The sequence below is a fragment of the Fictibacillus enclensis genome (assembly GCF_030123385.1).
Classification (GTDB): Bacteria; Bacillota; Bacilli; order Bacillales; family Fictibacillaceae; genus Fictibacillus_C; species Fictibacillus_C enclensis.
The window spans coordinates 2,039,484-2,051,857 of sequence record NZ_CP126109.1; the positions used below are offsets into that span (position 1 = coordinate 2,039,484).

The window sequence follows — 12,374 nt, forward strand, 5'->3', positions numbered from 1 at the left end:
TTTTTCTTTTCTTAACCATGTTAGGGGGAGAACAATATGACAAAACGGATTGGGTTTTTAACCGAAATCGCAATGATGTCCGCACTGGCCATCATTTTAAGCTTTGTACAATTTAAAGGGATTTGGGCCTATGGGGGATCGGTTTCTCTGGAAATGCTGCCGATTTTTCTAATGGCGTTCCGCAGAGGAGTATCCGGGGGGGTCGCCACAGGCCTGATCGTAGGAATGGTCAAAATGCTGATTGACGGAACAGCGGGCATTCATCCGGCTTCCTTGATTCTTGATTATCCGCTGGCCTTTTTGCTTGCTGGTTTTGCAGGAGTTTTCAGAGTCAATGCCGTATCTTCGCCAAAAAGAAGAATGTCAGCCATTGTGGCTGGAATCTTGTTTGGAAGCGTGCTCCGTCTTGCTTCTCACGTGGTTTCCGGTGTCATTTTCTTTGCAGCATACGCTCCGAAAGGAATGAATCCTTTTGTGTATTCAGTAATCTATAATGTTTCCTACATGATTCCGGTTGCTCTTATCACCATTGCGGCGTTCCTTTTCTTAACGAAAACCGCGCCTCGCCTTCTTCATCACACGGGCCGCGGAGTAACACAGGCAGCATGAATATCATCATTGTAGCAGGAGGTCCGGAAGAGAAGCATCCGGACTTTTCTTGTTTTCCTGTAAATGACTCCGTCTGGGTAGGAGTTGATCGTGGCGTGTACCATCTGCTGAAAAAAGGCATCAAGCCTCATTATGCCTTTGGTGACTTTGACTCACTGGACAGCAGGGAAAGGGAATGGATGTCCTCTTATGAACTCCCGTTATTTGAATATGACAGAGAAAAGGACAAAACCGACCTGGAACTGGCCCTCGAATGGGCGGTTGCCGAACAGCCGGAGGGAATCATATTGCTTGGTGCGACTGGCGGCAGGCTCGATCATGAACTGGCCAATATCCAGCTTCTGCTTTTGGGCCTTGAACAGAGTGTGCCGATCGAGATCCGCGACAGTCAAAATTCAATCAGCCTGAAAGCACCCGGGACATATGAGGCCGTGAATGAACCGGAGTACCCCTATCATTCCTTTCTTCCCTTTAACGGGCCGGTGAATGGCCTCTCGCTTTCCGGATTTAAATACCCATTGAAACAGCAATATTTGCCAATGGGTTCCACCCTTTGCATATCCAATGAGCTTGTAAATAAAAATGGTACTTATTCCTTCTCTGGCGGCATATTAATGTTCATAAAGAGCCATGATTAAATTAATCTTTAACGTCAGGCCGCATGGTACTATTTTTTATATGATGAATATATTTACAAGGAATGTCTTATTTTTTAAGGGCCTGGAGGAGGGGTATGATGAAATTTTACACCATTAAACTGCCTAGGTTTTTAGGAGGATTTGTACGTGCGGTTTTAGGTTCGTTTAGAAAAGGATAAAAGAGGACGACCGGCACCTTATTTTATGTACAACATTTATTAAAAAAGGAAAGGCACCCTGTCAAAGAGGGTGCCTTTCCTTTTTTTTGCAAAATAAAAAACAACGGGGAACCCGTTGTTTTATGAGCATTTACACACGTTCAATTTTTCCGGATTTAAGGGCACGTGCAGAAACATATACACGTTTCGGCTTGCCGTCAACCAAAATGCGGACTTTTTGAACGTTAACTCCCCAGCTCTTTTTGGTTTTGTTCAAGGCGTGTGAACGCTTGTTTCCTGTTTTAGGGCCTTTTCCAGTAACGTAGCATTTGCGTGACATATTGTGTACCTCCTTTATAACAGTAAAACTGTATCATATCAGTCGTATGTTAAATACTAACCTATAGTAGCATGACCACTAAAGAAAAGCAACAAATGAATTTATGCATTTCAAGTAAAAATGCTTGACATAACTTTGATGCTATTGTCAAATGGAGATGTCCTTTTAAAAAACTTAGTTATATAGTAAAATGAGGGTTAGCCATAATTGATTCATAAAAAGGGGGATTCATCATGTCCATTGAAATGAAGAACAAATACGGCCAGATTGACATTTCTACGGAAGTCATCGCAACCATTGCTGGAGGAGCCGCAATTGACTGTTACGGAATTATTGGCATGGCGTCAAGAAAGCAGCTTAAGGATGGCATTACCGAGCTTTTAGGGCGTGACAACTTCTCTCGGGGAATTGTGGTTCGACAGGAAGAAGAAGAAGTACATATTGATATGTATATTATCGTAAGCTACGGAACGAAGATTTCAGAAGTAGCCCATAATGTTCAAACCAAAGTGAAGTATACACTTGATCAAATGCTGGGTCTGTCTGTGGATTCGGTTAACATCTTTGTTCAAGGTGTCAGGGTTACAACCCCTTAGTTAGGAGGAAAGTTTGTGTCTTTAACAGTTTTAGACGGTAATAAGTTTGCGGCCATGGTTGCACTCGGTGCCGCAAACTTATCAAAAAATGCAGCAATGATTGATGCACTCAATGTCTTTCCTGTTCCAGATGGAGATACAGGGACCAATATGAACCTTACCATCACTTCCGGGGCAAAAGAAGTTCAGCAAAATACCAGCGCCGATATCGGCAAGGTTGCTCAAGTCTTTTCACGCGGCCTGCTGATGGGAGCAAGAGGCAACTCTGGGGTAATACTATCCCAGCTTTTCCGTGGTTTTTCAAAATCAATCGAAGGGAAGGCAACGATTACTTCGGTTGACTTTGCAAAAGCATTTGAGAACGGAGTGGAAACAGCATACAAAGCTGTGATGAAACCGATCGAAGGAACCATTTTGACAGTGGCGAAAGATGCGGCCAGACGAGCCGTAAAGTCAGCAAAGAAAAATGATGATCTTCTTCTCGTCATGTATGAGATTGTTGAAGAAGCCAAAGTTTCTCTTGATCGCACTCCTGATTTGCTTCCTGTACTGAAGGAAGTAGGGGTGGTGGACTCCGGCGGACAGGGGCTTCTGACGGTGTATGAAGGATTTCTTTCTGCCCTTGAAGGAAAGGAACTGTCTGAAATTTCCCAGCAGGCACCTTCCATGAAGGATATGGTCAATGCCGAGCATCATAAAGCTCAGATCCATATGAAGACCGAAGATATTCATTACGGATACTGCACCGAATTTATGGTGAGATTCGAAGATGATAAAATAAAAAAAGCACCATTCAGTGAAGATGAATTTCGAAACGAGCTGAATCAGCACGGCGACTCATTGCTTGTTGTTGCTGATGAGGAGCTCGTGAAGGTTCATATTCATACCGAACAGCCTGGAGACATGCTGTCACTGGCACAGCGCTTCGGAAGCCTGATTAACATAAAAATTGAAAACATGAGAGAACAGCATTCAGCCATCCTGGAATCCGACCGGGCGATGCACGAACCGGCCGCCAGCCCGGCAGCCAAAAGCGAGAAAAAGGAATATGGAATCGTAACGGTTGCCATGGGAAGCGGAATTAAGGAGCTCTTTACTTCGCTTGGAGCAGGTTATGTCATTGAAGGCGGACAGACCATGAACCCAAGTACGGAAGACATCGTGAAAGCCATTGAGGAAGTGAACGCAGAGAAGGTCATCGTTCTTCCGAATAACGGCAATATTGTCATGGCCGCCGAACAGGCAGCCACGGTCGCCGACCAGGATGTTGCCATTGTCCGCTCGAAAAACGTTCCTCAGGGAATGGCCGCCTTGCTTGCTTTCAACCCGGCAGTAAATCTGAAGGAAAACCAGGGCAGGATGACAGAGGCACTGAACCATGTAACATCCGGACAATTGACCCATGCTGTCAGGGACACATCCATTGACGGAATAGAGATCAAAAAAGGTGATTTTATGGGAATTATGAACGGAAAAATCGTGGCTTCCATGCCTGATCAAACAGAAGCTCTTCATCAGCTCATCAAAGAAATGGTTGATGAGGATTCAGAGATTCTTACGTTGATCACCGGAGAAGATGCAACTGAGGAAGAAACAAAATCACTGGTACAGTACATTGAAGAAACATACCCCTCTGTTGAAGTGGAAGTTCATCTCGGAAATCAGCCTATTTATCCGTATATTATCTCGGTTGAGTAAGAAAGATGTTCTCTTCATTATTGTTCAGATATGATACAGTAATGAAGGGAATATTTTTATGTGTAATATTCTTTTTCGGAGGGACAAAGATGAAGTACAAAAGTGTTTTTGATATTATTGGTCCGGTAATGATAGGACCTTCAAGCTCTCATACAGCGGGTGCCGCACGAATCGGAAGAGTAGCCCGCGACTTGTTCGGACGGAAACCGGACTATGCGCATATTTCTTTTTATGGATCGTTCGCCAAAACATACCGGGGTCATGGAACCGATGTTGCGATCGTGGGAGGCATCCTGGATTTTGATACTTTTGACACTCGGATTGTGGATGCGCTTTCATTGGCAAAGGAGCAGAACATTGAGATCAAAATGACGGAAGAAGATGCGATTACCGATCACCCGAATACAGCCAGGATTGTTCTCGGAGATGAGCATGGTAAAATTGAGCTGGTTGGAATTTCAATCGGCGGTGGAAAAATAGAAATAACAGAACTGAATGGATTCGATCTGCAGCTGAGCGGTGAACACCCCGCCCTTCTTATTGTCCATAATGACCGTTATGGCGCCATTGCAGGTGTGGCAAATGTTCTGGCCAAGCATCAGATCAATATTGGACATATGCGTGTCTCGCGAAAGGAAAAGGGGCAGGAAGCGCTAATGATTATTGAAGTGGACCAGAACGTGCATCAAGTACTTGTTGAAGAGATCGAAGCTCTTCCCATTGTTCAGCAAGTAGTAAAAATAAACGAGTAACCTTGAAAGGAAGAACGTCGTATGTTTCGAAATGTAGCCGAGTTAGTGGAACTTGCCGAAGCGAAAAACTGCAAAATCTCGGATATTATGATAGAACAGGAAATGGAAATTACGGGACGGACAAAAGATGAAATCATCAGTCAGATGGACCGTAATCTTAAAGTGATGGAGGAAGCAGTAGAGCGGGGTATCACCCAGGATGTTAAATCACACTCCGGTTTGACAGGCGGAGATGCTCTTCTCCTTCAAAACTATATGAAAAGCGGTAAAAGCCTGTCCGGTGAATTTATGCTCGATGCTGTAAGTAAAGCCATTGCCACCAATGAAGTGAATGCGGCGATGGGAACCATCTGCGCCACTCCAACCGCAGGCTCGGCAGGTGTCGTGCCAGGAGTACTTTTTGCCTTAAAGGAAAAATTAAATCCTACGAGAGAACAGATGGTTGCCTTTTTGTTTGCATCAGGAGCCTTTGGTTTTGTAGTAGCCAACAATGCCTCTATTTCAGGCGCAGCCGGGGGCTGTCAGGCGGAAGTAGGTTCTGCCACAGGTATGGCCGCTGCCGCGGTTGTTGAACTGGCAGGGGGCACGCCTTCCCAGTCGGCTGAAGCCATGGCCATTGCCTTAAAGAACATGCTTGGTCTTGTTTGCGATCCCGTGGCCGGACTTGTGGAAGTTCCTTGTGTGAAGCGTAACGCAATGGGTGCAAGCAATGCGATTGTTGCAGCGGATATGGCACTCGCCGGAATAAAAAGCAGAATTCCCTGCGACGAAGTCATTGATGCCATGTATAAAATTGGACAAACCATGCCCACGGCCTTAAAAGAAACGGCACAAGGAGGGCTGGCGGCTACACCAACAGGCCGGGAGCTTGAAGCTAAGATTTTTGGTATAGCCCTTAACAAAAAATGAATCTGAATCAGCTGAACGTAACAGAAGTCAGCGGAATCGGGGAGAGCAAGCGTGAGGTTTTGCAGGAGCTTGGCATCGTCTCAGTTATGGACCTGCTTGAATACTTGCCGTTCCGTTATGATAATCACCAGCTTAAGGATCTGGCGGACGTTAAACATGAAGAAAGAGCAACCATTGAAGGGAAGGTTCACAGTGAACCTTCTCTCCGTTATTTTCCAAGGAAAAAATCAAAACTGAGTATCCGTGTGCTGATCGGCCGTTATTTGATCACAGCGGTCTTTTTTAATCAGCCATATTTAAAAAAACAGCTGACACCGGGCCAGACGGTAACACTTACGGGAAAATGGGATGCTCATAAAATGACGTTGACGGTGAATGACATCAAGTTTGGTATACAAGCTCAGGACGAAAGCATTGATCCGGTGTATCCGGTAAAAGGAGAAATGAGCGTCAAACAGGTTAGAAGGCTCATTAAAATGGGATTCAGCCAATATGGCGATCAAGTGGAAGAAGTGCTCCCGGCATCCACACGGGACGCCTACAAATTGTGGGCGCGGAGCAAAGCACTGTATAGCCTCCATTTTCCTCAAACTTTTGAACATCTAAAGCAGGCAAGAAGACGGATGGTGTATGAGGAATTTCTGCTTTTTCAGCTGAAGATGCAAATGTTCCGAAAGATTAACAGGGAACAATCTGCCGGAGAAACTTTGCATTTCAAGGAGGAAGATGTGCAGAAGTTTATCTCCTCTTTACCCTTTCCGCTGACAGGAGCTCAAGGCAGGGTAACCCAGGAAATACTGAACGACATGTCCTCTCCCTATAGAATGAACCGGCTGTTGCAAGGAGATGTGGGCTCCGGGAAAACGGTTGTGGCAGCAATCGCACTGTATGCAGCTATAGCATCGGGCACACAGGGAGCACTGATGGTGCCGACCGAGATACTGGCCGAACAACATTTTCAATCCCTCGGTGAGTTGCTTGGCCTCCATGATCTGACCGTTGAATTGCTGACCAGCTCGGTAAAAGGCAAAAGAAGAGCGGATATCCTCTCAAGACTTGCTTCAGGAGAGGTTGATGTGTTAATCGGAACTCATGCATTGATACAGGATGAAGTGGAATTTTTGAAGCTGGGATTGGTAATTACCGATGAACAGCACCGGTTTGGAGTCAAACAGCGCCGGGTGCTGCGGGAAAAGGGACAAAGCCCCGATGTCCTGTTCATGACGGCTACCCCGATTCCCAGAACATTGGCCATTTCCGTGTTCGGAGATATGGATGTATCGGTCATTGATGAAATGCCTGCCGGCAGAAAAGCCATTGAAACGTATTGGGCAAAACACCACATGCTGGACCGTGTGCTTGGGTTTGTACAAAAAGAGCTCGATGAGGGGAGACAGGCTTATGTCATCTGCCCTTTAATCGAGGAATCGGACAAACTGGATGTTCAAAATGCCATCGATGTACATGCCCAGCTGCAGCAGTATTTTCAACAATATAACGTTGGCTTAATGCACGGAAGGCTTCACTCATCGGAAAAAGAAGAAGTGATGAGGGAATTTGCGGAGAATCGCTGCCATGTGCTCGTATCCACAACAGTGGTGGAAGTAGGGGTTAATGTACCCAATGCGACCATTATGGTCATCTATGACGCTGAGCGTTTTGGCCTCTCGCAGCTTCATCAGCTCAGGGGCAGGGTAGGGCGCGGGAGCGACCAATCCTACTGCATACTGATTGCTGACCCGAAATCGGAAGAAGGAAAAGAAAGAATGAGAATCATGACGGAAACATCCGATGGATTTGTTTTATCAGAAAAGGACCTTGAACTTCGGGGTCCAGGCGATTTTTTCGGAAACAAACAAAGCGGGCTTCCTGATTTCAAAATTGCCGATATCGTTCATGATTACCGGGTGCTTGAAGTGGCGAGAAACGATGCTTCCAAGCTCGTAAACTCCAATGCTTTCTATACAGAGGACACCTATGCACCGCTAAGGGATTATCTGAAACAGACCGGAGCCTTTTCTTCCGAACGCCTGGACTGACCCGCTTTTGAGCACGGAAGCTCAGCGGTTTCCCTTTTATCCTTTCTTGAAATGGTATAGCTGCTATTATATACTACTATTAGTACCAGCTCTTAAAAAATGGTTAGCCGTGCTGATGCTGAACTGGCATATCTGGATGGTGTGGATACATGAAGAGAACAAAAAAGGAAAGACAGGCATTGCTGAAAAGCACAATTGAGGCTACGCCCTTCATAACTGATGAAGAACTGGCCGAAAAGTTCCGGGTCAGTGTGCAGACGATCCGGCTGGACCGGTTGGAACTTTCCATTCCCGAACTCAGGGAACGGATAAAAAATGTAGCGCAGCAGCAGCTTGATACGGTCAAAGCGCTTCCGCTGGAAGAAGTGATTGGGGAAATTATTGATCTTCAGCTGGATGAAGCGGCTATTTCCATATTGGATATTAAAAGTGAACATGTGTTTTCCCGAACAAAAATAGCGAGGGGGCACCATCTTTTTGCGCAGGCGAATTCGCTCGCTGTAGCGATCATCAATGATGAACTGGCGCTCACCTCAAAAGCCAATATCCGTTTTACCCGGCAGGTAAAAGAAGGGGAACGGGTGGTGGCAAAAGCGAAAGTAAACAGAATAGAAGGCTACCGTACTACGGTTGAGGTTACGAGCTACGTAGAAAAGGAAGCGGTCTTTTCCGGTCAATTCATTATGTTCCGTTCGACTGGAGAAGGAAGGGAAGGAAGTGCAACATGAGAATTGCGATCGATGCAATGGGCGGAGACAACGCTCCTGAAGCTCAAGTGAAGGGAGCATTAAAGGCACTCTCTGCATTTGAGGATTTGAACATTGTTTTAATTGGGGATGAAAATAAAATCTCACCCTATCTGACTTCTTCAGATAGGGTGGAGGTCATGCATACCGAGGAGAAAATTGGAAGCGATGAAGAGCCGGTTCGTGCCGTGCGAAAGAAAAAGAATGCTTCCATGGTTCTCGCCGCCAAAGAAGTGAAGGAGGGGCGGGCAGATGCCTGCATTTCAGCGGGAAATACGGGGGCGCTTATGGCATCCGGTCTGTTCAACGTCGGCAGGATCAGTGGAATTGACCGCCCGGCACTGTCTCCGACATTGCCCACCATGGATGGCAAAGGGTTTTTGCTCCTGGATGTTGGCGCCAATATGGACGCTAAGCCGGAGCATCTGCTTCAATATGCCATTATGGGCAGCACCTATGCGGAGCAGGTCCGCGGAATCAAACATCCAAAAGTCGGACTGTTGAACGTAGGCACAGAGGATGAAAAAGGAAATGCCTTAAGTAAGGCTGCTTTTTCCCTCCTGAAGGACGCGCCCGTTCATTTTATCGGAAATGTGGAAGCGCGAGATCTGCTGAACGGAGCAGCGGATGTGGTGGTGTGTGACGGCTTTTCAGGAAATGTCGTCCTCAAAACGATCGAAGGCACGGCATTGATGATGTTTTCCATGCTCAAGCAGGAACTGACGGCCACAACGGTCAGCAAACTGGCAGCGGGTCTCTTGAAGCCAAGGCTGAAAGGCCTGAAAAGCAAACTTGATTATTCGGAGTATGGCGGCGCGGGACTGTTTGGTCTTGCTGCTCCTGTCGTGAAAGCACACGGATCATCCGATGAGAACGCCATTTTTAATGCCGTTCGACAAACACGAACCATGGTGGAGAAAAAGGTCGTTTCCATCATCGCCGAAAAAATGAAAGAAGTAGAAAACGAGAAAAAGGGGGAAGAATAATGAGTAAAATTGCTTTTTTATTCCCTGGCCAGGGATCCCAAAGCGTGGGAATGGCACAGGAACTGGCACAAAATTTCGAGGAAGCCCGAACTATTTTTGAATCAGCGGACAACAGGCTCGGCTTTTCCCTCTCTTCTGTGATCTTTGAAGGACCGGAAGAGGACTTGAAACGTACGGAAAATACGCAGCCTGCATTGCTTACAGCAAGCACAGCTGTGCTTGCTGTATTTAAAAAGCAAGGCATCCAGGCCGATTACACTGCGGGCCACAGCCTGGGTGAGTATTCGGCATTAGTGGCAGCGGGAAGCCTGTCATTCGAGGATGCTGTGTATGCAGTAAGACAGAGGGGGCTTTTTATGGAAGAAGCCGTACCCGCCGGTGTTGGCGCCATGTCTGCAGTACTGGGAATGAAACAGGCTGATTTGGAGGATATTACGCAAAAAGTATCTCAAAATGGCCATGCGGTTCAAGTGGCGAATTTAAACTGCCCAGGTCAGATTGTGATTTCTGGAACGGCACAAGGAGTGGCAGATGCCGCCAGTCTTGCCAAGGAAAATGGAGCCAAGGTCATTCCACTGCAAGTAAGCGGTCCGTTCCATTCATCGCTGATGGAACCTGCTGCTCAAAAAATGAAGGAAGTGCTTGATAAGATCGAGATTCGCAATGCTGAAGTTCCGGTCATTGCCAACGTTTCTGCCAAGCCTGTAGAAGAAGCATCGGTCATTAAAGAAAACTTGGTAAAACAAATATACTCTCCTGTCCGCTGGGAAGAAACAGTGAATGAATTGATGGCGCTCGGAGTGGATACATTCATTGAAATCGGGCCGGGAAAAGTTCTTTCAGGGCTTGTGAAAAAGGTCAACCGCAGGGCAACAACCATCGCGATCAGTGACGAAGCAAGTATGAATGCCGCAATTGAAAAGCTGAAGGGGGAGTAACTCCATGCTAAACGGAAAAACAGCTCTGGTTACAGGAGCATCAAGAGGAATCGGAAGAGCCATCGCACTTGAATTGGCGAAAAACGGAGCAAAAGTCGCTGTCAACTATGCGGGCAGTGAAGCGAAGGCAAAAGAAGTCGTGGAAGAAATTATCGCCATGGGGCAGGAAGCCATTGCTGTTCAGGCGAATGTTGCTGACAGTGAATCCGTAACCGGAATGGTCAAACGGGTAATCGAAGAGTTTGGTTCACTTGATATTCTTGTTAACAATGCAGGGATTACCAAGGATAATCTGCTCATGCGCATGAAGGAAGAAGAATGGGATTCTGTGCTCAATACGAACTTAAAAGGTGTGTTTTTGTGCACAAAAGCGGTCACCCGCCAGATGATGAAGCAGAGAAAAGGAAGAATCATTAACATTTCATCCATTGTTGGTGTTTCAGGAAATCCTGGACAGGCCAACTATGTTGCAGCCAAAGCTGGTGTGATCGGACTGACAAAAACGACGGCAAAGGAACTGGCGAGCCGCAACATTACGGTCAATGCCATTGCACCAGGTTTCATTGATACGGAAATGACTGAAGTGCTTGAGGAAAATGTTAAAGGTGAAATGCTGAAAGCTATTCCGCTAGCGCGTTTTGGCAGCACAGATGATATTGCTTCGCTTGTGACGTTTTTAGCAGGCGACAGCAGTTCTTATATTACCGGACAGACCATCAATGTGGACGGCGGAATGGTAATGTAACTGAACCGCTTATTCTATCTAGTTTTTTTTTCTTAAATGGTATATAGTATTGAAAGGAGGTGAATACACATGGCAGACGTAATTGAAAGAGTTTCGAAGATTATCGTAGATCGTCTTGGTGTAGACGCTGCAGAGGTTAAGCCTGAGGCTTCTTTTAAAGAAGATCTTGGTGCGGATTCCTTGGATGTTGTTGAACTAGTAATGGAACTAGAGGACGAATTTGATTTGGAAATTTCTGACGAAGATGCTGAAAAAATTACAACGGTTGGAGACGTTGTTAATTACATAAACAGCAACAACAACTAATCATGTTTTAAAAAGTCCCGTAACGACTCGTGCGGGACTTTAACCTATTCGCAGAAGAATGAGCAGGTACCCTCTAAGTGTTATGCAGGAGGCAATGATGAAAGGTTCAAAGAAACAAACGCCAAACAATAAAAAAGGTTCCCGACAACGGTTTAAACACCCGTCGAGAAAATTAATGGACGAAAAAGTACGAAAACAAAAGGTAGCTCCTTTGCAGGAACGAATTAATCTTTTTTTTGACAATGAAAAACTGCTGGTACAGGCATTTACACATTCATCATATGTGAATGAGCATCGGGGACGTCCGTATGAAGACAACGAACGGCTTGAGTTTCTGGGGGACGCCGTGCTGGAATTAACCATTTCTCAGTTTCTTTACTCCAAATTTTCCACCATGAGTGAAGGTGAACTGACAAAACTGAGAGCAGCAATCGTATGCGAGCCTTCTCTTGTTATTTTGGCCAATGAGCTTCATTTTGGGGATTATGTGCAGCTCGGCAAGGGTGAGGAAAATACAGGCGGGCGTACAAGGCCTGCACTGCTCGCTGATGTCTTTGAAGCCTTTATTGGTGCACTGTATCTGGATAAAGGACTCGAAGCCGTCAGGGAATTTTTGGAAATTCATGTATTTCCCCGAATCAATGAAGGTGCTTTTTCTCATGTGATGGATTTTAAGAGCCAGCTTCAGGAGTATGTACAGCGGGAAGGCCTTGGTACGATCGATTATAAGATCATTCAGGAAAAAGGGCCGGCGCATAACCGTGAATTTGTTTCAGAGGTCAAGCTGAACGAAGACCCTTTTGGCGTAGGCTATGGCCGCTCAAAAAAGGAAGCGGAGCAGCATGCTGCACAGGAAGCGCTGGAGAAAATAATGAAACATTAAAAAACACCCTGCATGAGGGTGTTTTTTCATT

15 protein-coding genes are annotated in these 12,374 nt (G+C 46.0%); 14 read left to right on the plus strand and 1 reads right to left on the minus strand.

Annotated elements, in window-relative coordinates:
* Positions 1-36: 36 nt before the first annotated feature.
* From thiT to spoVM, 3 genes are all read left to right on the plus strand, one after another.
* Positions 37-609, plus strand: coding sequence for an energy-coupled thiamine transporter ThiT (gene thiT / locus QNH15_RS10895; protein ID WP_283894641.1), 573 nt, complete (start codon positions 37-39; stop codon positions 607-609).
* A complete protein-coding gene (locus QNH15_RS10900; RefSeq protein ID WP_283894642.1) occupies positions 606-1,247 on the plus strand; it encodes a thiamine diphosphokinase in 642 nt (213 codons plus the stop codon). The genes thiT and QNH15_RS10900 overlap by 4 nt, the downstream gene beginning before the upstream one ends.
* A gap of 98 nt (positions 1,248-1,345) precedes the next feature.
* Positions 1,346-1,426, plus strand: coding sequence for a stage V sporulation protein SpoVM (gene spoVM, locus QNH15_RS10905; protein WP_061969353.1), 81 nt, complete (start codon positions 1,346-1,348; stop codon positions 1,424-1,426).
* Positions 1,427-1,556: 130 nt separating this feature from the next.
* Here the strand turns inward: spoVM and rpmB are convergent, their stop codons facing one another.
* Positions 1,557-1,745, minus strand: coding sequence for a 50S ribosomal protein L28 (gene rpmB / locus QNH15_RS10910; protein ID WP_061969354.1), 189 nt, complete (start codon positions 1,743-1,745; stop codon positions 1,557-1,559).
* Positions 1,746-1,978: 233 nt separating this feature from the next.
* Between rpmB and QNH15_RS10915 the strand changes: the two genes are divergently transcribed.
* The 11 genes from QNH15_RS10915 (at position 1,979) to rnc (ending at position 12,343) form a co-directional block, all read left to right on the plus strand.
* Positions 1,979-2,341, plus strand: a complete 363-nt coding sequence (locus QNH15_RS10915) for an Asp23/Gls24 family envelope stress response protein (protein ID WP_061969356.1) — start codon at positions 1,979-1,981, stop codon at positions 2,339-2,341.
* 15 nt (positions 2,342-2,356) lie between these two features.
* A complete protein-coding gene (locus tag QNH15_RS10920) occupies positions 2,357-4,039 on the plus strand; it encodes a DAK2 domain-containing protein (RefSeq protein ID WP_283894644.1) in 1,683 nt (560 codons plus the stop codon).
* A gap of 89 nt (positions 4,040-4,128) precedes the next feature.
* The gene (sdaAB, locus tag QNH15_RS10925) at positions 4,129-4,791 is read left to right on the plus strand and encodes an L-serine ammonia-lyase, iron-sulfur-dependent subunit beta (protein ID WP_129476040.1); all 663 of its coding nucleotides are present in this window, start codon (positions 4,129-4,131) and stop codon (positions 4,789-4,791) included.
* Positions 4,792-4,812: 21 nt separating this feature from the next.
* Entirely contained in the window at positions 4,813-5,700 is an 888-nt protein-coding gene (gene sdaAA, locus QNH15_RS10930; RefSeq protein ID WP_283894647.1) for an L-serine ammonia-lyase, iron-sulfur-dependent, subunit alpha, read from the plus strand.
* The gene (recG, locus tag QNH15_RS10935; RefSeq protein ID WP_283894649.1) at positions 5,697-7,739 is read left to right on the plus strand and encodes an ATP-dependent DNA helicase RecG; all 2,043 of its coding nucleotides are present in this window, start codon (positions 5,697-5,699) and stop codon (positions 7,737-7,739) included. Before sdaAA ends, recG begins: the two co-directional genes overlap by 4 nt.
* A 149-nt stretch (positions 7,740-7,888) precedes the next feature.
* Positions 7,889-8,467, plus strand: coding sequence for a transcription factor FapR (gene fapR / locus QNH15_RS10940; protein ID WP_283894651.1), 579 nt, complete (start codon positions 7,889-7,891; stop codon positions 8,465-8,467).
* Positions 8,464-9,471, plus strand: a complete 1,008-nt coding sequence (plsX, locus tag QNH15_RS10945) for a phosphate acyltransferase PlsX (protein ID WP_283894653.1) — start codon at positions 8,464-8,466, stop codon at positions 9,469-9,471. The genes fapR and plsX overlap by 4 nt, the downstream gene beginning before the upstream one ends.
* Positions 9,471-10,409, plus strand: coding sequence for an ACP S-malonyltransferase (gene fabD, locus QNH15_RS10950; RefSeq protein WP_283894655.1), 939 nt, complete (start codon positions 9,471-9,473; stop codon positions 10,407-10,409). Before plsX ends, fabD begins: the two co-directional genes overlap by 1 nt.
* Before the next feature lie 4 nt (positions 10,410-10,413).
* Entirely contained in the window at positions 10,414-11,154 is a 741-nt protein-coding gene (gene fabG / locus QNH15_RS10955; RefSeq protein ID WP_283894656.1) for a 3-oxoacyl-[acyl-carrier-protein] reductase, read from the plus strand.
* A 69-nt stretch (positions 11,155-11,223) separates the two neighbouring features.
* On the plus strand, positions 11,224-11,460 hold the full coding sequence (gene acpP, locus QNH15_RS10960) for an acyl carrier protein (protein ID WP_061969375.1): 237 nt from the start codon (positions 11,224-11,226) through the stop codon (positions 11,458-11,460).
* A gap of 175 nt (positions 11,461-11,635) precedes the next feature.
* Complete coding sequence (gene rnc / locus QNH15_RS10965; protein ID WP_061971572.1) at positions 11,636-12,343, plus strand: ribonuclease III; 708 nt, start codon at positions 11,636-11,638, stop codon at positions 12,341-12,343.
* Positions 12,344-12,374 lie beyond the last annotated feature (31 nt).